The organism is Alloprevotella sp. OH1205_COT-284 (genome assembly GCF_003859795.1).
In the GTDB taxonomy this organism is placed as follows: Bacteria; Bacteroidota; Bacteroidia; order Bacteroidales; family Bacteroidaceae; genus Alloprevotella.
The window spans coordinates 12,956-33,593 of record NZ_RQYI01000002.1; the positions used below are offsets into that span (position 1 = coordinate 12,956).

19 protein-coding genes are annotated in these 20,638 nt (G+C 45.4%); 2 read left to right on the plus strand and 17 right to left on the minus strand.

The window, feature by feature from the left end:
- Positions 1-30 precede the first annotated feature (30 nt).
- The 3 genes from EII14_RS00975 to EII14_RS00985 all read right to left on the minus strand — a co-directional run bounded on the left by EII14_RS00975 (position 31) and on the right by EII14_RS00985 (position 2,390).
- Positions 31-672, minus strand: coding sequence for an HAD family hydrolase (locus EII14_RS00975; RefSeq protein ID WP_124930705.1), 642 nt, complete (start codon positions 670-672; stop codon positions 31-33).
- Positions 673-753: 81 nt separating this feature from the next.
- On the minus strand, positions 754-1,620 hold the full coding sequence (locus EII14_RS00980; protein ID WP_124930706.1) for a sugar nucleotide-binding protein: 867 nt from the start codon (positions 1,618-1,620) through the stop codon (positions 754-756).
- Positions 1,621-1,652: 32 nt separating this feature from the next.
- Entirely contained in the window at positions 1,653-2,390 is a 738-nt protein-coding gene (locus EII14_RS00985) for a peptidylprolyl isomerase (RefSeq protein ID WP_124930707.1), read from the minus strand.
- A gap of 188 nt (positions 2,391-2,578) precedes the next feature.
- Between EII14_RS00985 and EII14_RS00990 the strand changes: the two genes are divergently transcribed.
- Positions 2,579-3,118 (plus strand): M48 family metallopeptidase, encoded by a 540-nt coding sequence (locus EII14_RS00990; RefSeq protein WP_124930708.1) that lies wholly within the window; start codon positions 2,579-2,581, stop codon positions 3,116-3,118.
- A 241-nt stretch (positions 3,119-3,359) separates the two neighbouring features.
- Here the strand turns inward: EII14_RS00990 and thrS are convergent, their stop codons facing one another.
- On the minus strand, positions 3,360-5,309 hold the full coding sequence (gene thrS, locus EII14_RS00995; RefSeq protein WP_124930709.1) for a threonine--tRNA ligase: 1,950 nt from the start codon (positions 5,307-5,309) through the stop codon (positions 3,360-3,362).
- A 295-nt stretch (positions 5,310-5,604) separates the two neighbouring features.
- On the opposite strand from thrS, the gene EII14_RS01000 reads away from it, so the two are divergent.
- A complete protein-coding gene (locus EII14_RS01000) occupies positions 5,605-6,615 on the plus strand; it encodes a TIGR01212 family radical SAM protein (RefSeq protein WP_124930710.1) in 1,011 nt (336 codons plus the stop codon).
- 137 nt (positions 6,616-6,752) lie between these two features.
- Here the strand turns inward: EII14_RS01000 and EII14_RS01005 are convergent, their stop codons facing one another.
- From EII14_RS01005 to EII14_RS01065, 13 genes are all read right to left on the minus strand, one after another.
- Entirely contained in the window at positions 6,753-8,294 is a 1,542-nt protein-coding gene (locus tag EII14_RS01005) for a CCA tRNA nucleotidyltransferase (RefSeq protein WP_124930711.1), read from the minus strand.
- Positions 8,295-8,371: 77 nt separating this feature from the next.
- On the minus strand, positions 8,372-9,367 hold the full coding sequence (gene tsf, locus EII14_RS01010) for a translation elongation factor Ts (protein WP_124930712.1): 996 nt from the start codon (positions 9,365-9,367) through the stop codon (positions 8,372-8,374).
- Between the two features lie 111 nt (positions 9,368-9,478).
- Positions 9,479-10,285, minus strand: a complete 807-nt coding sequence (gene rpsB, locus EII14_RS01015) for a 30S ribosomal protein S2 (protein WP_124930713.1) — start codon at positions 10,283-10,285, stop codon at positions 9,479-9,481.
- Positions 10,286-10,535: 250 nt separating this feature from the next.
- Positions 10,536-10,922: a 30S ribosomal protein S9 gene (rpsI, locus tag EII14_RS01020; protein WP_124930714.1), complete on the minus strand. Its 387-nt coding sequence runs from the start codon at positions 10,920-10,922 to the stop codon at positions 10,536-10,538.
- A gap of 12 nt (positions 10,923-10,934) precedes the next feature.
- The gene (gene rplM / locus EII14_RS01025) at positions 10,935-11,396 is read right to left on the minus strand and encodes a 50S ribosomal protein L13 (protein WP_124930715.1); all 462 of its coding nucleotides are present in this window, start codon (positions 11,394-11,396) and stop codon (positions 10,935-10,937) included.
- A gap of 1,183 nt (positions 11,397-12,579) precedes the next feature.
- Positions 12,580-14,274 (minus strand): energy-dependent translational throttle protein EttA, encoded by a 1,695-nt coding sequence (ettA, locus tag EII14_RS01030; RefSeq protein WP_124930716.1) that lies wholly within the window; start codon positions 14,272-14,274, stop codon positions 12,580-12,582.
- 11 nt (positions 14,275-14,285) lie between these two features.
- A complete protein-coding gene (locus EII14_RS01035; RefSeq protein ID WP_124930717.1) occupies positions 14,286-17,021 on the minus strand; it encodes an N-acetylmuramoyl-L-alanine amidase in 2,736 nt (911 codons plus the stop codon).
- A gap of 6 nt (positions 17,022-17,027) precedes the next feature.
- Positions 17,028-17,588, minus strand: coding sequence for a 1-acyl-sn-glycerol-3-phosphate acyltransferase (locus tag EII14_RS01040; RefSeq protein ID WP_124930718.1), 561 nt, complete (start codon positions 17,586-17,588; stop codon positions 17,028-17,030).
- Between the two features lie 88 nt (positions 17,589-17,676).
- Positions 17,677-17,940, minus strand: coding sequence for a hypothetical protein (locus EII14_RS01045; RefSeq protein ID WP_124930719.1), 264 nt, complete (start codon positions 17,938-17,940; stop codon positions 17,677-17,679).
- 57 nt (positions 17,941-17,997) lie between these two features.
- Positions 17,998-18,537: a 2-oxoacid:acceptor oxidoreductase family protein gene (locus EII14_RS01050; protein WP_124930720.1), complete on the minus strand. Its 540-nt coding sequence runs from the start codon at positions 18,535-18,537 to the stop codon at positions 17,998-18,000.
- A complete protein-coding gene (locus EII14_RS01055) occupies positions 18,534-19,313 on the minus strand; it encodes a thiamine pyrophosphate-dependent enzyme (RefSeq protein ID WP_124930721.1) in 780 nt (259 codons plus the stop codon). Before EII14_RS01055 ends, EII14_RS01050 begins: the two co-directional genes overlap by 4 nt.
- Before the next feature lie 2 nt (positions 19,314-19,315).
- Positions 19,316-19,558: a hypothetical protein gene (locus tag EII14_RS01060; protein ID WP_124930722.1), complete on the minus strand. Its 243-nt coding sequence runs from the start codon at positions 19,556-19,558 to the stop codon at positions 19,316-19,318.
- Positions 19,555-20,637 (minus strand): 3-methyl-2-oxobutanoate dehydrogenase subunit VorB, encoded by a 1,083-nt coding sequence (locus EII14_RS01065; RefSeq protein ID WP_124930723.1) that lies wholly within the window; start codon positions 20,635-20,637, stop codon positions 19,555-19,557. The genes EII14_RS01060 and EII14_RS01065 overlap by 4 nt, the downstream gene beginning before the upstream one ends.
- Between the last annotated feature and the right edge of the window lies 1 nt (position 20,638).

Sequence of the window (20,638 nt, forward strand, 5' to 3'; positions counted from 1 at the left end):
GGAAGTAATCAATTTTAATAATAGAAGTTTTCAACAAAGAGAAAGTAATTCTTCGGGAGATAAGAAATAATATTCCGCTTCCAGAGCACGAAGAACGATTTCATCTCGAAATCCCCAAAAAACAAGTGCACAATTTATGCCGGCCGCACGAGAAGTTTCAAAATCAACTTCGCTATCACCGACATACAGCGTTTCTTCCGGAAGAGCCTTCAAACGACGCATGGCTTCGAGCACTCCAGCCGGATGGGGCTTTCGCCGAATCTCGGAGCTTTCTCCTAAAGCGACGGAAATGGTGTCAGCAAAGAAGCGTTTGTGAAGTTCTTGCACGGCAGTATCGACCTTATTGCTGACGAGTCCGATTCGAACTCCTCGCCGGTGAAGCTCTTCCAAAAGTGGAGGTATCCCGGGATAGGGTACGGTATTATCAAGGCAATGTTCGAGATAGTACGTACGAAACGCAACAAATACCTTTTCTATAAGAATAGAGTCTGTATGGTTTGGTACACATTGAGTGATCAGATTACGAATGCCATTGCCTAAAAATGCCCGCACCTCGTTTTTGCTACGTTGTGGCAAACCATACATTTGCAGTGCATGATTGACGGCAACAGACAAATCTGTCAAGGTATCAAGAAGTGTTCCGTCGAGATCAAAAAGAACTGTCGTAATCATATATTATATTCAGTCTCGTTTTTATTTCAAGATATAAATCCCTTTTCACCAATATAGAAGGTTTTTCGGAGAAAAAGGGATCTATTCCGAATATTTACGAAGATGTACAACGGCATTATGCAATCCCGTCAAAGAGGAGGGAAAAGTAATGCCAAACTTCTGCAAGCGAGAAAGATCCAAAGATAAATTACGCGTCCAAGATTCGTCCGGCAAGACCAAATCAGAGGGTTGCACATCTAACCAACCTTTATCGAATAAGGATTGCGCGGCAGCCAATTGAAGGTCGAAAGAAGAAAGGTCTGTGGTAGATCCAAAATTATAGACTCCACCGGGAAGCGCAAAAGCAGCTTCAATTCGACGTACAACTTCCCAAACATTTGTCACACCGCGTCTTTCTGCGGTGGAAGCACGCACTACTCCACTCTCTCTTGCCGTAGAAATCAATCCTATCAAAAGACCGCTCTTCTGCGGTAGCGGAGAGCCGGGGATATCATACATCCATGTGAGTCGCAATCCGACGGCCGACGGCAATAAATCCTGCACATCGAGTTCTGCCTGCAACTTGTGATGTCCGTAAACGCTACGGGGTGCAAGCTCTTGCTCTTCCACATTAGGCACCTCGGCATCAACACCATTGTATACCTGCTCCGAACTTGCATATACCAATTTGGCTCCAATAGCGGCAGCTGCACGAGCAACATTGACAGCCCCCGCAACATTAACAACAGCACTATCCTCGGGATGCTCTTCGCAATATTTCGTATTCGCAAGGGCGGCCAAATGCACAACAGCCTTTGGCATATGTTCCATAAACACAGACATAACCTGCTCTCCATCTGTGACATCCAAGTCTTTACTACTCATGGCAATCACTTCATGAGAAAGTCCCAAAAATCGTGTCAGTCTACATCCGACAAAGCCGGCTGCACCGGTAATCAATATTTTCATAATCGTAAATTCACTCTTAAAAGGACATTATATCAAGCGTTCAAGACAGAGATTTCAAGCATCACATCTGTCAAAGGACGATCGGCATTTCCCGTTTCGACATTTTGGATGTGTTCCACGACATCAAGCCCTTCAACAACTTCCCCAAACACGGTATATTGGCCATCTAAGAAGGGAGTTCCTCCTATCGTGGTATAAGCCTCTCGTGCAGTTTTTTCAAAAAACTTTTTTTGTTTGGCAAATGCTTTTGCTTGGTCTCTCAATTTCTCTTGAAGCTCCAACAGCGATTCACGATTGCGATCACGACGCATTTGTAAAATCATTTCGCGATACTCTCCGTTCAGCCGTTGAAACTCCATTTGTTCGGCCTGTAATCTCATCTGTTGTTCGATCTGAGATAACTGCCCCTCATTATAGACCTTTCCCCAAACAATATAAAACTGACTTCCGCTCGAACGTCGTTCCGGGTTTAGTTCGTCACCTTGGCGGGCAGCCGCCAAAGCTCCTCGTTTATGAAACAATTCAGGATGTATTTCTGCTTCGAGCGTATAGCCCGGATCGCCCATTCCCAAAAGCGTTTCGGAAGAAGCCCCTCGACTATCCGGATCTCCACCTTGTATCATGAAGTCGCGAATCACTCGATGAAAGAGCGTTCCATTGTAGAATCCCTCCGTCACTAATTTGATAAAATTGGCACGATGAAGAGGGGTTTTATCATATAAACGGACAATGATAGTCCCTTTTGTCGTCAAAATTTTTAGTTGTGACATTTCTTTGTGCAATAGCATACAACACTTTACTAACCGAAAGAGAGTTCCTCTGCCTCAAAGCCTATTTGCATAAGAGGCAAGAAACGACAAGCGTTTTTCTTCCTTCAATCAAATGCGAATATACATGTTTTTCTTTATATATTAAAAAGAAAAACTTACTTTTGCTCTTCTTTTCCTTTACTTTTCCCATGCTTATTTCTATCTGTCCCGAATTCCGCATTTCAACCGATCTTTTGCAGATGAAAATCGAAGCACAAGATGGGTTGCTCCAAGCACAAATACGTGCGACTCCCGGACACACCACGCTACGCCTGCCGGCAAACTTTGATTTTTCTTCTTCCTATCGACAAACTTGGCTTCGAAAAGTTATTGCCGACATACTCCGCTGGCAATGCCGACACCTTCTCACGCCACGCATTACAGCATACGCAGAACGCGGAGATCTGCATTTCAACAGAATCGTCTACAAAGATATTCGTTCGAAATGGGGATCGTGCTCTTCTCTGAAAAATCTCAATTTTTCGGTTTGGCTACTCCTCCTTCCCTCTCATCTGATTGACTATGTCATTTGCCACGAACTTGCTCATCTCAATCAACTGAACCATAGTGCCGATTTCTGGAAAGAGGCCGATCGCATATTGAATAAAGCCGGAGAAGCCCAAAAATTAGACAAAGAGTTGAATAATTTTATCCGCTCATCCCTCGACAATAAAACATCACGATTTTAATTCCTCGGCGACTTCTCTCAATACACACAGTTGTATCGGAATATTTTTACAATGGAGATAGTGTAAACTGAAAAACGGCCTTTCGTGTTGATCGTTTTCACCACTCGGAATCAACAAACAACCGCAATCATTGAGTTTTGGCTCTTTGATTGCGGTTATTTCTTTACAAACATGAGTTATTAGGGATATACTTCCAACTATTTGTGAGCATTCCTCCAATATTCATTTATTAAAGTTGTTATCAATACTCTCCCATTTGTTCGGCAACTTCACGATTGACACGCTCGGCAAATTCGGAAACAGCCATAATCTCCTGCGAATTTCCTTGCTGTCCTTGCAAGCGAACAGCAACTGTTCCGTCGGCCGCCTCTTTTTCTCCCACAATGAGAAGATAAGGAATGTGTTTCATTTCGTTATCACGAATTTTCCGACCGATCTTTTCACTGCGATCATCAACAAGGGTACGCACATTGGCAGCTTCAAGGCTTTCACGTACTTTTTGTGCATAATCATTGTACTTGTCGGAAATGGGAAGCACTACGGCCTGATCAGGCATAAGCCAAAGAGGGAATCGGCCGGCGGTGTGTTCGATCAATACTGCAACAAAACGCTCCATTGAACCGAAAGGTGCACGGTGAATCATCACGGGACGATGCTTTTTGTTGTCCTCTCCGGTGTATTCAAGTCCGAAACGTTCGGGTAGATTATAATCGACTTGAATAGTACCTAATTGCCAACGGCGACCAAGCGCATCCTTCACCATAAAGTCAAGTTTCGGGCCATAGAAAGCGGCTTCTCCGTATTCGATACGGGCGGGAAGCCCTTTTTCTTGACAAGCTTCTATTATGGCTTGTTCCGCTCGTTCCCAATTTTCTTCGTTACCGATATATTTCTCACGTTCAGTTTGATGACGGAGAGAAATTTGTGCCTCAAAGTTGTCGAATTTAAGAGCTCGGAAAATAATCAATATGATATCCATCACATTGAGGAACTCCTGTTTCACTTGATCCGGGGTGCAGAAGATGTGTGCATCATCTTGCGTAAAGCCACGAACACGCGTAAGTCCGTGAAGCTCTCCGCTTTGTTCATATCTATAAACAGTACCGAACTCTGCAAGACGCAACGGCAGCTCCTTGTAGGAACGTGGTTTCCATGCATATATGGCGCAGTGGTGAGGACAGTTCATGGGTTTGAGGAAATACTCCTCTCCCTCCTCCGGTGTTGTGATCGGCTGATAAGAATCTTTGCCGTATTTGGCATAATGACCGGAGGTGACATACAGATTCTTCGAACCAATATGAGGAGTCATAACCTGCTCATATCCGAAGCGTTTTTGTATTTTCTTCAAAATATCTTCGAGGCGCAGGCGCAAAGCCGTTCCCTTAGGCAACCACATGGGCAAACCTTTTCCTACGAGATCGGAAAACATAAAGAGTTCCATCTCTTTTCCTATCTTGCGATGATCCCTACGTTTTGCTTCTTCAAGGAGCAAGAGATATTCATCCAATAATTTTTTCTTGGGGAACGTGATTCCATAGACACGTGTCATCATCGGACGTTTCTCATCGCCACGCCAATAAGCAGCACTCACGGCCAACACTTTTACAGCCTTGATCGGTGCCGTGCTGACAAGATGAGGCCCTCGACAAAGGTCGGTAAACTTCCCTTGCGTATAAGTCGTGATGGTGCCATCTTCCAAATCGGCAATCAGCTCATTTTTATAGTTTTGCCCGAGCTCTCCGAAAAACTTAATGGCATCTCCCTTCGATATTGCGGTACGGACAAGAGTTTCCTTACCTTGTTGGAGTTCGACCATTTTCTTTTCGATTTTCACGAAGTCTTCTTCTCTAATGGTCACTCCTTCCGGAGGCATCACATCGTAGTAGAAGCCGTTTTCTATGGCTGGGCCGATACCAAACTGTGTTCCCGGCCAGAGTTCCTGCATCGCTTCCGCCATAAGGTGGGCGGAAGTATGCCAAAACGTGTGTTTACCTTCGGCATCCTCCCATTTATATAGCGTAAATTCTGCATCTTCGGTAATGGGGCGATTGAGTTCTATCGTCTTTCCATTCACTCCGCAAGATAAGACATCCTGAGCCAAACGACTCGAAATGCTTTCTGCTATCTGCATACCCGTCACTCCGCTTTCGTATTCGCGGATGCTGCCATCGGGAAAAGTGATTTTTATCATCGTGAGTATGAAGTTTTGTTGTTTGTCTTTATCAAAGATGCCATAAGCATCTAAATATTACGGCAAAGTTAGCAGTTTAGAGGCGAACGGCCAAAAAATGTTTTGTTTTTTCGATCATACAGCGCGTTTTCGCATAATGTAAATTTCTGAGTTCGACAAGAAACAGGAGGGAGGATTGTTTGTTGTTTTACAGAAAAAGGAGTATCTTTGTTCGTCTACGCCAATGCTCGCGCCTTTGCGCCGAATATGGCGTGATTGGACTTCCAACGATGTATTTCACTCACAATTTCGATCCATGCACCCTTCTTTATTTCATACATCTCCCTATACCGGTCTGTCTGCTTTTATTACCCGTTATTTTGAATACAAAGTGCAAAAGCTATCCATCAATGCCGAATTCACTTGCCCCAACCGAGACGGCACAAAAGGAAGAGGAGGCTGTACCTATTGCAATAATCAAACTTTCAACCCCGAATATTGTGCGACGGAAGAGAGCGTACGGCAACAACTGGAACGAGGAAAAACTTTTTTCAGACGCGCACAATTCAAACGCGCCCAACGCCGTGGGAAATCACTTTCGGAAACAGAAAAGAAGATGAAATTCTTGGCTTATTTTCAAGCCTATACAAACACCTATGGCGAGCTTGATCGCTTGAAAGACCTTTACGAAGAAGCCCTTTCGGTAGAAGACGTGGTAGGGCTGGTCGTTGGGACACGTCCCGATTGCATGCCCGATGAGTTGCTGCAATATTTTGCACAACTACACAAACGCAAATTCGTACTCATCGAATATGGAGTGGAAAGTACAAGCGACATCTCTTTGCAACGCATCAATCGAGGTCATGATTATGCCTGTTCGGTCGAAGCCATTCGGCGTACGGCCGCTCTCGGCATTCCCGTGGGTGCACACCTCATTTTGGGATTGCCGGGAGAATCTCGAGATTTCACTATCGGACAAGCCGAAACAATCAATAAACTCCCCATATCCACACTCAAACTGCATCAATTGCAAATTGTGAAAGGAACGGCCATGGCACGAGAATTTGAAATGCAACAACAAAAGGCTGTTCAAAACGCTGATTTTCAAACGGACTTTCACCTCTATTCGGCAGAAGAATATGCCACACTTGTGGTAGACTTTCTCGAACATCTTCGTCCGAACATAGCAGTTGAGCGTTTCACTTCGTCTTCCCCTCGCTCATTGCTCCTTGCTCCCGATTGGGGACTGAAAAACTATGAGTTTACTGCATTGGTGGAAAAAGAGTTTGCCAAAAGAGGTACTCAACAAGGTTGTAGGCTGCCATAAATTTCCCCTTCACCATGTTTGTTCAAACACAGTGAAGGGGAAACGGATGAATAACCGCGATCAGACGGCTTATCGAACACATGCCAAAAATCGTGCTCAGAAGTGTCTTCGGTTCTTTGATGCGTTACAAATAAACTTTACTTCTCTTCTGCAATGGGAGTCAAACCCATTTTTCGGGCACGCTCGATGACATACGCCAAACCGGCCTCATGATCATTGGGCACATGCCCGTCAAGAATGGCATCTTTCAAAGAAGATTTCAATGCTCCGATCTCGGCACAAGGCGGCAGTCCGAAAATACGCATAATTTCCGATCCATCGACAGGTGGTTGAAAATTACGAATCCGGTCTTTTTCTTCGAGCAGAACCAATTTGCGACGCACCAAGCGATAATTTTCATGAAAGCCCCTTTTGCGTTGCTCGTTTTTCGAGGTGATGTCCGCTTCACATAACATCATCAAATCATCTATATCATCGCCGGCATCAAAAAGCAATCGTCGAACGGCAGAATCCGTAACCTCTTCATCTGCAATATTGATAGGACGCATATGTAATTCGACAAGTTTCTCTACATATTTCATGCGCTCGTCCAATGGCAGCTTCAAACGACGAAAAATCGGCTTGATCATCTTCATGCCGATATAGTTATGATTGTGGAACGTCCATCCGAGTTTGTTGTCCCAACGCTTAGAGCGGGGTTTCCCGATGTCGTGAAACAACGTTGCCCAACGCAAAAAAAGCAAACGGTCTTTGGAAAAGAGAGGCTCTTGGGTTTGTGTTTTTTCCGAATGTTCGGCTTCGGCCTCTTTCTGTTTACGCACCAAGTTTTCAAGCACTTCGAGCGTATGATAAAAGTTATTTTTATGTTTCCGCCCATTTCGCTCTTCCACAATGTCGAGCGCAGAAAATTCCGGTAAGATGAGTTCCAACAGACCGCAACGATGCAGTTCCACCCAACCTTTGGAGGGATGAGCGGCCAGCATTATTTTGTTGAGCTCGTCAATAATGCGTTCTTGGGAAATAATTTTGATACGTTCACGATTACGCTTCAACGCCTCAAAAGTAGACTCTTCTATACGGAAATTGAGCTGAGTGGCAAAACGAATACATCGCATCATGCGAAGCGGATCATCGCTAAACGTGATGTCGGGATCAAGCGGTGTGGTTATTATTCCCGCTTGCAAATCGTCGAGTCCGCCAAAAGGATCTACCAACTCACCAAAACGAGCAGCATTCAGACAAACGGCCAAAGCATTGATGGTGAAATCGCGACGACGCTGATCATCGTCAAGCGTTCCATTTTCCACAATAGGTTTACGAGAATCATGGGTATAACTTTCCTTTCGTGCACCGACAAACTCCACTTCCTCCTCTATCCGAACTCTTTCGCCCTCTTTTTCCACGGTATGCTTCCACTTTACCTGAGCCGTACCAAAGTTTTTGAAGACGGTGCAACGTGCATTTTTCCCTAATTTCTTGGCAAAAGCCTGTGCCACTTCTATGCCCGACCCGACAACGACCACATCTATATCTTTTGAAGGACGTTGTAGCAGAAGATCGCGCACATATCCACCGACGATGTAGCCCTCCACTCCCAACTCATCTATCGTTTCAGACAACAACTTAAAAATAGGGGTGGACAATATTTCCGCAAACTCGGAAGTAGAAAGAGTTTTCATAAATGCAAATCAAAAAAATAAAAGCGAGATGGTCAAGACGACCACCTCGCTCTTTTGAAATCTAATCGGACGTCAGATTATTCGGCGCGGAGCGTGAAACGCTTAAAGGCAGTTACGGTCAAGCCTTTCTGCACACCATCCAGATATTGAGCCACAGAAAGGGATTTATCCCAAATAAATTCTTGTTCGAGAAGGCAAACCTCCTTGAAGTATTTGCCCAAACGTCCTTTGGCAATGTTTTGAATCATTGCCTCATTGAGGTTGGCTTCTTTCTCGGCGGCAGTGGTAGCTTTGAGTTGGCGAATTTCATCAGCTTGCGCTTCTGTGATGTTTCCTTTACGAACGCCTTCCTCAATATGCTCTTCACTTTCGGCAATGTAAGAGTTGAAACCGGCCTTCTTAATGGCAGCTTCAACAGCTTTCTGTACTTGTTCAACCTTTGTTTTTTCCACAGCCACCTTAAATTCGGTGTCTTTCACTTCTTGTGGAACACTGCTTTCGTCAATAGCCACGGGGCTTGCAGAAGCAATTTGCATGGCCACGTTGCGACCCACGGTTTCATCTCCGGGGCAGGCATTGAGAGCCACGAGGGCACAAAGCATGTTGTTGTTTTGGTGATTATAAGCGGCGAGGCATTCACCTTCCACAACCTGATAACCGTCAAGCTCCATTTTTTCGCCCGTGATTCCGGATTGATCGGTGATACGTTCCGACACAGTGCGGCCGCCAATGTTGAGTGCCTTAACCTCTTCAATATCTTTGCAACGGGCAGCAATGGCCGCATCAAGGATTTCATGGGTGAGGGCTACGAAATCGGCATTTTTGGCAACAAAGTCGGTTTCACATTTGAGAGCGAGAATAGCACCGAATTTGCCATCTACTTTTACAAGCACACAGCCTTCCGCCGCTTCACGATCAGAACGTTTTGCGGCAATGGCTTGTCCGCGTTTGCGAATGAGTTCTACGGCTGCATCAAGATTACCCTCGGCTTCGGCAAGGGCATTTTTACAGTCACTCAATCCTGCGCCGGTCAATGCACGCAGTTTTTTAATATCTTCAATTCCTACTGCCATTTGGATATAGTGTTTTGCGAGTTTTGTAGTGATAAGAAAGGTCACAAGGTCAATCGGCCGGAATACTATCATTCTTCTCTACCGACTCACCTTGCAACCTCGTGATCAATATTATTCAGCCGTTTCAGCAGCCTCTGCAGGAGCTTCCTCTGCTTTTTCTACACGGGCACGCTGATTGCGACGAGGTTTGGCTTCGCCCTCACCGGCAGCTTCGGTATCAACTTTTTCCATCTTGCGTTCTTCAATACCTTCTGCAATGGCTGCACAGCAAGCGTCGAGAATCACCTCTACACTTTTGGTTGCATCATCATTTGCAGGGATGACATAGTCCACAAGATTGGGATCGGCATTGGTATCAACGATGCCGAATACAGGAATACCCAAGCGAATGGCTTCCTTCACAGCGATGTGTTCTTTGCAAACGTCTACCACAAACAGAGCTGCGGGAAGGCGGGTCAGGTCGGCAATAGAACCGAGGTTCTTTTCCAACTTGGCACGTTGGCGACTGATTTGCAGAATTTCACGCTTAGAAAGATTGGAGAAAGTGCCATCTGCGGTGAGCTTGTCGATGTTGGCCATTTTCTTAACAGCCTTTCGAATGGTGGGGAAGTTGGTGAGCATACCACCGGGCCAACGCTCAGTCACATAAGGCATATTTACGGCAGCAGCTTTTTCGGCAACTGTCAGTTTGGCCTGTTTCTTAGTAGCTACAAAAAGAATGCGACGACCGGACTTTGCAATTTGTTTGAGAGCTTCGGCAGCTTCGTCGATTTTTGCAACAGTCTTATGAAGGTCTATGATGTGGATGCCATTACGTTCCATAAAGATATAAGGAGCCATGGCGGGATTCCACTTACGTTTGAGGTGGCCGAAGTGACAGCCGGCCTCGAGAAGAGTTTCAAAATTTGTTCTGGACATTTTGAAGTGTATTTATGTTTATCTTTCCTATAAGTTGTAGGGCATTCTAACGCAAGATGCTTCAAACGTATCAGAATCCTATGATTTGAGGAGACACGTGCCCATTGTTTTATATTTCTTTTCTGCTTTGTTTCGAGCCGAAAAGATGTCAACCAATCCGCAGGTAGTGCAAGGAGTTTTGTCTATACAGTCCTGCAAATTTGGAAGTTAAACGTTTTTCCTAATTCAGCAAACTTGCCGATAATACAGATTAACGTTTGCTGAATTGGAAGCGGCGGCGAGCTTTGGGCTGACCGGGCTTTTTGCGTTCGACTTGACGAGGATCGCGTGTCATGAAACCTTCTGCGCGAAGAGCTTTTTTGTCATCGGCATTGATTTTCACGAGTGCACGAGCAATGGCAAGACGCAATGCTTGGCTTTGTCCCGTAAAACCACCCCCATAGAGATTTACCTTGATATCGTATTTCTCAGTGGCGTCCAAAAGGGTAAGGGGTTGTTTCACCACGAATTGAAGAATGGTAGAGGGAAAATATTCGGTGAGGTCACGCTTGTTGATGGTGATCTTACCGGTGCCCTCGGTCACAAAGATGCGGGCAACGGCGCTCTTACGACGGCCCAATGCGTTGATCATTTCCATGTGTCAGTGGGTTTACTTAATGGTGTTAATATCAATAACTTTGGGGCTTTGAGCTTCGTGCTTGTGAGTGGCGTCGGTATAGACGTAGAGATTGCGAAGCATTTGAGCACCGAGGCGATTTTTGGGAAGCATGCCCTTAACGACACGACGGAGGAGTTTATCGGCACCGTTGGGTTTGGAAAGAATCGAAGCAGGTGTGTGTTCTCTCTGTCCGCCGGGGTATCCGGTATAAGTGTAGTACACGCGATCGGTCATCTTTTTACCGGTCAAAATAAATTTGTCGGCATTGATGATAATTACATTGTCGCCGCAGTCTACGTGAGGGGTGAAGTTTGGCTTATACTTACCACGAAGGAGCTTGGCAACTTTTGAGGCAAGGCGACCGAGAACTTGATCGGTTGCATCTACCACTACCCATTCTTTCTGAACGGTTGCTTTGTTGGCAGAAATGGTCTTGTAGCTTAAAGTGTCCATTCTAAGTTTTAAAAATTTGTAGTTACTAAGGGGATTTCCCCGAAAAAATAGATTATCTTCATCTGCGATTCACTAACCACTATTTTAGGCCAAAGAAAAATAGCTATTAACACGCAAATGTTTCGCCTCAAACAAGAGGTCTTTGGATAATATTCGGCATGCAAATTTACTTCTTTATTATTACAACGCAAATGTTTGTCATGTGTTTTTCTCTAAAAACAGAGTTTATTTTGTCTTTGTGCGCTTTGCACATGGCATATTTGCATGAAACAGGTCAATATCATTCAAAGTAAGTCGCCCTTTCCGCGCAAAGCAGCATCTTTTTGAAGTAATGACTTCTCATTGAAAAATCCGCAATTCTGCCACAATCCGACACAAAACCGCTGCGAAACTCACTGCCGAGAACATCGAATTTGCTTGTCGGCACATGAAAATGGCAAAGACCTCCTATAAATTAAAAAAGGCCTTTCAAACAAAGGTCGAACATCCCAATCACCCAAACGGGAAGCAAGTAGGAAGTTGTGAAATTTAGGTCTGTGGCAGATTTTTCTACTCGTTACTCCGTTTGCACTACTCCTTTGATAAATGCGCCCCGACACATTGAAAGAATATTCGGACAATCCGAAGAGGAGATGCCGCCATTCTTTTATAAAAAAGCCACATTCCGCCCCTACCAAGAGTTTTTCTCGTTTTTATCTACATTGTCTACACTACCCTACTTAAACATCAGATATATAATCTGTTGCGAATGTAGACAACACGAAAAAAAAACTACATTCGTTGGCACAACCTACACAGAACATCGGGAAGGAATACCAATGTCCGAACTCACAATCATGTAGGCAGTGTAGTTTTTGGGAAAATCCGTCTACATTCATTTTTGTCTGTGTATCATTGACTTAACCTTCTCCCATGTATATCGGCAAATCGCCACATACATTCGCATACCACTGAATTTCAAGGAGATGAAAGGCATAGTGTATGTTTTTCGACGATTTTACGAGATCATCATTGGAGAAAGGTACATAACGAGCCTTCTCCTTATTTGACGAGAGGCTTTTTGAAAAAGGAAACTCGAAGTTCCATTATACAGGGCTTCGGGAAAGTTTTTATGCGATGGGGAAGTTTACCGGACAGCGATAAATAATTGGTATCCGATAAAACTTACCGGACACCAACATTTTTAATCTTCCAACTTTCGATAACGAATACGCTTGGGCTCTTCCGTTCCCAATCTCTTAGCTTTATTGATTTCATAATCGGAATAGCTGCCCTCGAAATAGAAGACATTTCCGTCGCCCTCAAAAGCAAGGATGTGGGTACAAATTCTATCAAGGAACCAACGGTCGTGACTAATAACAACGGCACATCCCGCAAAAGCTTCAAGTCCTTCTTCCAAGGCTCTTAAAGTATTGACGTCAATATCATTGGTGGGTTCGTCCAGCAATAGCACGTTTCCTTCTTGTTTGAGTGCAAGAGCGAGGTGCAAACGATTGCGCTCGCCACCGGAAAGCACACCACACTTTTTTTCTTGATCGGCTCCCGAAAAGTTGAAACGAGAAAGATAAGCACGTGCATTGATGTCTTTTCCACCCATGCGCATCAGTTCATTGCCCTGCGAAACAACCTCATAAACACTCTTTTGCGGGTCTATATCTTTGTGTTGCTGATCGACGTAACTGATTTTCACCGTTTCACCGACTTCAAAGGTGCCGGCATCTGCTTTCTCCAATTCCATGATGAGGCGGAAAAGCGTGGTTTTTCCTGCACCGTTGGGGCCGATGACTCCAATAATGCCATTGGGAGGCAGCATAAAGTTAAGATCGGAGAAAAGCGTTTTCTCGCCAAAAGCTTTCTTCACATGTTGGGCTTCTATGACTTTGTTGCCCAAACGAGGGCCATTGGGAATGAAGATTTCGAGATGTTGCTCTTTTTCCTTTTGGTCTTCATTGAGCAATCTGTCGTAAGAATTCAGACGGGCTTTTCCCTTGGCTTGTCGGGCTTTGGGAGCCATGCGCACCCATTCCAATTCACGTTCCAACGTTTTGCGACGCTTTGAAGCCACTTTTTCTTCCTGCTCCATTCGTTTAGACTTCTGCTCCAACCAAGAGGTGTAATTGCCCTTCCAAGGAATGCCCTCTCCTCTGTCGAGCTCCAAGATCCAGCCGGCCACATCGTCGAGGAAGTAGCGATCGTGGGTTACGGCGATCACCGTGCCTTCATATTGGTTCAAATGTTGTTCGAGCCAATCGATGCTTTCGGCATCAAGGTGGTTGGTGGGTTCGTCGAGCAAAAGTACATCAGGCTTTTGAAGCAACAAACGACAAAGAGCAACTCGACGCCGTTCTCCTCCGGAGAGATGTTCGCACTTCTGTTCTGCCGGGGGACAGTGAAGTGCTGCCATGGCTCTATCAAGACGGCTATCCAAATTCCACGCATCAGTGGCGTCGATGAGGTCTTGCAATTCGCCTTGTCGAGCGAAGAGTTCATTCATCTTATCGGCATCTTCATAATACTCCGGAAGTCCGAACTTATTGTTTATCTCTTCGTATTCGGCGAGAGCATCCACAATGTGTTGCACTCCCTCTTGCACCACCTCGCGTACCGTTTTGTTGTCGTCCAAATGAGGCTCTTGCGGCAAATAGCCCACAGAATAACCGGGAGAAAAAACAACATCTCCTTGATAATCGGTGTCTAACCCGGCAATGATTTTCATCAATGTGGATTTACCGGAACCATTCAAACCGATGATACCGATCTTTGCTCCATAGAAGAAACTGAGATAAATGTCTTTAAGAATTGTTTTGTTGGTTTGTTTGATCGTTTTGGACAGACCAACCATTGAGAAGATAATCTTTTTATCGTCTACCGTTGCCATATTTATTGATTTTATTTTTTGAAATCGAGTAAGAAATTCAACATTGCTTTCATGGCCTGCACGCGAATGCTTTCGTCGGCCAAACATTCAAAGGGGAAACCCATGGTGATTGTTTTATGTTTTCTTCCGGGAAATGCCACCCCTGCGCTATAACCGTCTACACCATAAGAGAATGCAGAAAAAGCCCCTTCTGCAGGACTTAGAATGTCACTCTGCCGGCAGGCAAAGTGCTCCCGATTATGATGATTGTAGATCGGCAAGTCGAGTTTCAGACCTCTGAAAGTTCCCAAGGTGTCATGGCGCAAGGTGCCCTCGTGTTCAAGATGCAAAACTCTCCGAAGGAAATCACGTTCTTCCTTGGCTTGCATATCACTACCGATGAAACTGCCACTCACCATGATATTTCCTCCTTCTTTTTGAAAGTGCTCCAACAGCTTTCTCGAAGACATTGGAAAAGTTTTGTAATACTTCAAGTTGTAGGGCACATCTCGCTGCAAACCACAGACATAGTCTATCACGGCAAAGCGTTTCAATTCGGAAGGTGCCATCGCGGCGAAAGCCTCTGCGCTGACCGAAGACACAGCAACTCCGTGTTCGGACTGTCCTTTGACTATCGCGTCTGTGTGAATGCCCACTCCTTCAAATCGATTGCCCGCAATGTTCGCTCCGACAAGTTCCGACGTGCTGTATCCATGTCCGTTCGGCCCTTCTCGTCCCATAGCTTCCCGAGAGAAATTCACTTGCCGTCCGCAAAAAGCCGTCGTATAACCACACGGCACTCCCAAGTCGGTCTCCAAATCAAAACCAAGACTGTCGGCTGTTTCGATACGTGCAGGGCCGCTCAGTCGGTCGAAAGCATTTACTACAAGCACTTCACGCAATGGTTTCCCTGCCGCATTCGGCACATAAACACTCAGCGGTTCCGAGGGAAAGCTCTCTCCTCCCCGATTCAAAGCGGAAACACGAAACACATGATGCACTCCTCGTTTTACGGACAGTTTTATACTCGTGCGCCCATCCGTCAAACGACCATTATCAAAGCCCTCGTTGAAGGTGCCGGAATAAACAACATATTCGGTGGGAGTAGCAGAAGGTTCGAGCGGGTCTTCCACCGGTGTCCAAGAAAGTTCCACTTCTTCCCCTCCTTTGGAAAGGCGGGCAGAAAAACCTTTCACCGGAAGAGGTTGCACATTCGGGGCTGCCTCTTGCCTCATCGAAGCAATATATCGGAGAATACTTTTATAAATGGCACGCGAAGCATGAAATTTGAAATTCGGGTCGTGTGCAAAAGTCATATCTCGATAATTCTGATGCGCAAGCAGTTCCAATATCATGGAAGGCACAGCCGGACTTCTTGTTTCTCCATAGTTTCTATCGCGCAACTCACGATAAGGCCAGTTTACTTTGTAAAGACGACTCAAATCGGAAGTTACCGTATTCAACATCATCTTTGCATATTCCAAAGAAGTCGTCCGGCTCACTCCCGAACGATAAACCCTTTGACCTCTTTCATCATTGGTCGTAGCAATCCCCAAAGTGCCGTAAACACTTCCATTCTTACTGAAACCGGCATCCGTATGTAAGGCGAAAGCCAGTTCAAAAGGAACGCCTCTCCCCAACGTGTCGGGCATAAAGACCGATCCTCCTCCCAGCAAATTCAATAAATGTGAACGCGAACGAATATCATCGTCATAATCTCCCTGCATAGGGTCTGCATTATAAAGCGTATCGGTAAGCCCTGCCCATTGAGCATAATAACGTGCTCCTTCCAATTGACGGGGCAAACCGCTTGTCGTTCCACGATCATAAACATAATGCATCACACTGTCGGGAGAAATGACTGTCTGTGGCAGCGAGCGTTCTACAATTCCCATTCCACCTCCGAAACGAACAGCGTCTGCGGAAACCAATCCTTTGGTTTTGCTGAAATTGGACAATTCCACACGGCCTCTCTCGTTTTGTCCCTGTTCAAACAAAAACGTTCCCAAGTAGAGCCATGTCGCTCCTCCCATTCTTTGATTTACCTTAAAAGACGTTTTACCGCCGGCATGACATACGGTATATAATGCGTCCGGAACGGCATTGGGAAGAGTGGCATAACTGACATACACCGCATATCTTCCTTTTTGAGGGATCTTGGGTGTCCAAATGGTTTTACTTTGTTTTTCTTCCTCTTGCACACTGGCAATAAAACGCGTTGTTCCCAACCGAAAGGGCATAATCGAAGCTTGCAACGTCGTCAAAGGCATTGAGAATCCCACTCCTCCGGCAGTTTGCCAAATTCCGTATTTATCTTCCCAAGTGTCGCTCTTCGTGTTCCATTCCTCATAAGTTCCGTCCCGACCGGGCTGGTCGTTATCGACCACGACTTCATGAATTTGCGGATCACGTTCACGAGGAGTGTAAACGATTGCTCCCGCATTTTCCAACATCGGTATGAGATAAGGAAAAACAAAACTTTGCGTCAATAAGTCTTCCACACTGCCAAACATCTGAGGACGTTGCCATTTCCATATTTCGCCATTATAATATCGTCCATGGCTGGGAGCAATAAAAAGATGACGTCGAGACAAAGCAGAGTTAAGTGTATAAGGTCGCGACAAGTTGGTAACCCATGGTTCGCCGACATACTCCACCCCGGCCTCCTTCCAATTGTTCCAAGAAGAATTTGTCGGAGTTTGCCCCTGCATCGTAAGCAATGCAAGGGCATAAAAAAGAAGAATCACTAAGCTGCGAATACCACTCATAAATACTCAAATCCTTTCTACGGCAAATTTCTCCGGATAAAAAGCCAATCCTTCAAATTGTTTGTAATACTCCATAATGCTCCTCATGTCTGCGTCTACATCTCCCGTAGGAGTGATTTCACGAGTACATACAATAGTCTTGTTTTTGGCATCGATACCAAAAAGTTGAATCGGAATACCGGCTTTCAAGGCAATGAAATAAAAACCTCTTTTCCACTCTTCCGAACGAGAACGAGTGCCTTCCGGAGTAACCGCCAAATTGAAATATTTACTCTCACGGGCAGCCAAAGCCAGTTGATCGGTGAGTGAAACCTTTTTGGAACGATAAACCGGTATACCTCCCATTTTTCGGAGGAGTGCTCCCAACGGCCAAAAGAACCATTCTTTTTTCATCAAAAAACCGGCTTTTCTTCCCAAAGCCGTATAAAACAATTCCCCGATGATAAAATCCCAATTACTGGTGTGAGGAGCTACACAAAGAATACATTTATCACGCTGAGGAACTGTGATATTCAGTTTCCAACCTAACCGGCGAAACAAGATGAACTTACAGACAGATTGTAACATTTTACTTAAAACACAAAAGCGAAGCGACGATACTTGCTCCATCACAGTCTGTTCAAAGACTACGGCCAAGTATCGTTCGCAATAAGTATTAAGCCTCTGATATGGTTTTACTCAAAGCTATGGCTTTTTCCACAAACTCTTTACGCAGCTTTCGATAAAACTGCCGTTCGCTGCCTTTTCCCGTATGATTGATACGTTTCACATATTCCACATTCAACAACAAGATCTCCTGCATCAACTCCTCCGAACGACTTGTTTTTTCGGGATGCGTACAATGAAGCAAAACACAATCGTTAAACAGTTCGGAAGAAATATTTTTGATCGATTTTTTCAGCAATCTTCTACTTGCCATAATGATAATCGCTTTTTACTGTATTACTATTTTATTTCAATATGCCGCCTCTCAAATTCAAAGGCTCACCAACTCCATGCCTCTCAAAATCGCTTGTTCATTCGCTGGCAGCAAATGATAATGACGTTCCGGCAGCGTTTTCCGCAGTGCTCTCATCACACTCTCTATTTTCACAATGGGATGCACCTTTAAGTATCCGCCCAAGATAAACATATTGAAACATTTCACGAGTTTCATCTCGGTGGCCGCATTCATCGCCTCCATACAATAGCTTTTGATGTCGGTTCGAGAGGGAGGGGCAATAATCCCGAAGCCGTCATAAATAAGCGCTCCTCCGGGCTTCACTCTCTTTTCAAACTTTTCAAGCGAAGGTTGATTCAGCAAAATTGCCGTGTCATAGGTTGAAAGAATTGGAGAGGAAATTCGCTCATCGCTCACAATGACGGTGACATTGGCCGTTCCTCCTCGTTGTTCAGGCCCATAAGCCGGCATCCAGCTCACTTCTTTGCCTTCCATCAGAGCGGAATACGCCAAAATTTTTCCCATCGAAAGCACACCTTGTCCTCCAAATCCGGATATGATGATTTCTTGTGTCATGACTTTTCTTTTTTGGTAATATCTTTCAAGTCACCCTTCGGATAATACAAAAACATTTGTTCGCTCATCCATTTGTTGGCATCGACGGGAGTCATTTTCCACCCCGACGAACAAGTTCCTACGAACTCTACCAAACAAGAACCTTTTTCTTCCATGGAAATTTGAAAGGCCTTTTTCAAAGCCAATTTCGCTTTGCGAATAGCAGCCACGCTTTCCACGCTTTGTCGAGTAACATAGGCCGTACCTTCCAACTGCGCTGCAATTTCCGCCAACTTCAAGGGGTATCCGTGAATGGCGGCTTCTCGTCCGTAAGGGCTTGTCGCCGTGACTTGCCCCATGAGGGTCATCGGGGACATTTGTCCGCCGGTCATGCCGTAAATCGCATTATTGATAAAAATAATCGTGATCCCTTCTCCTCTGTTCAGCGCATGAAGCGTTTCATTACCGCCAATTCCGGCGGCATCGCCATCTCCCTGATAAGTAAAGACCAAGCGATCGGGAAGCACTCGCTTAATACCGGTGGCCAATGCCGGAGCACGGCCGTGAGCAGCTTCTTGAAAGTCGATGTCCAAATATTTATAAATAAACACACCGCATCCCACCGGACTAACACCGATGGCTTTGTCTGCCATTCCCATTTCCTCAATGACCTCGGCAATGAGTTTATGTATCACGCCATGAGAGCACCCCGGACAATAGTGCATGGTATTATTATTCAACAGAGAGGGCTTTTCGTAAGCCAAACTGCCTTTTTGAATGATTTCTTCTTTTGTCATTGTTATAACTTATTGAAAATTCCGGGCATACGAAAGAATGATTCTACCATTTTCACAAGTATGGCAACGATGGCAATGGCATAACTGATTTGTAGTTTCACATCATTTTTGTCAAACACCAAAACACCGATAATGGAAACGATCGACAAAACAATGAAAATACCGTTCAGCCAATTCCGTATGACGAGGAAACGTCTTTTTCGCTGCTCGGCACGAAGTTCTTTTTCGCTATCAAAGCGTTTCATGGTTTCAACATTTTCTTTAATGCACACAAAATTTCATCGGGACTGGGTACAATTCCGCCCAATCGTCCGTAATGCTCGACCGGTATGCGGCCTTCAACGGCATATCTCACGTCAAAGACCATTTGTCCTGCGTTGATTTCAACAGTAAGAATACCTTTCACCTTGGTGGCCAATTCGCGTATGGATTCCGTGGGAAAAGGCCACAGCGTGATCGGACGAAGCAATGCCACCTCTATGCCTTCTGCTTTGGCCAAATCCACCACTTTCTGAGAAATTCTGGCAGCCGATCCGAAAGCGACAATGGCCAGCTCCGGCGTTTCCGATCCGCTCATTTCGTAGCGCACCTCGTTTTGTGAGATCTCACGATATTTTGCTTGCAAATGCAAATTGTGCTTCTCCATGATCTCCGGTTGCAATTCCAGCGAAGTAATGACATTGGGTTTGCGATCGGGCGTGCGTCCTATGGAAGCCCACGGATATTTTCGGGCAATCTCCTCATTCGTCAAACGAGGGCGTTGCTCTTTGAGCGTCACCTTTTCCATCATTTGCCCAATCACTCCGTCGGAAAGCATGATGACCGGAGTGCGATATTTGAATGCCAATTCAAAGCCGAGCTCCACAAAGTCGGCCATTTCCTGAACGCTGTTGGGTGCCAAAACGATCACTTCATAATCACCGTTTCCTCCGCCTCTCGTGGCTTGATTGTAGTCGCTTTGAGAAGGTTGTATGGTTCCCAGTCCGGGCCCCCCTCTTTGCACGTTGATGATCAAAGCCGGCACTTCGGCTCCGGCCATATAGCTGATGCCTTCCTGCATCAGTGCAATGCCGACGCTTGCCGAAGACGTCATGACTTTCTTGCCACAACCGCCTGCTCCATAGAGCATATTGACACTGGCCACTTCACTTTCGGCCTGCAACACGACCATGCCGGTGGTTTTCCAAGGTTCGAGCTCGGCAAAAGTTTCCAACACTTCGCTCTGCGGAGTGATCGGATAACCGAAATAAGCATCACACCCACAGCGTATGGCTGCATGTGCCACTGCTTCATTTCCTTTTAACAACAGTATTTCTTGTTCCATT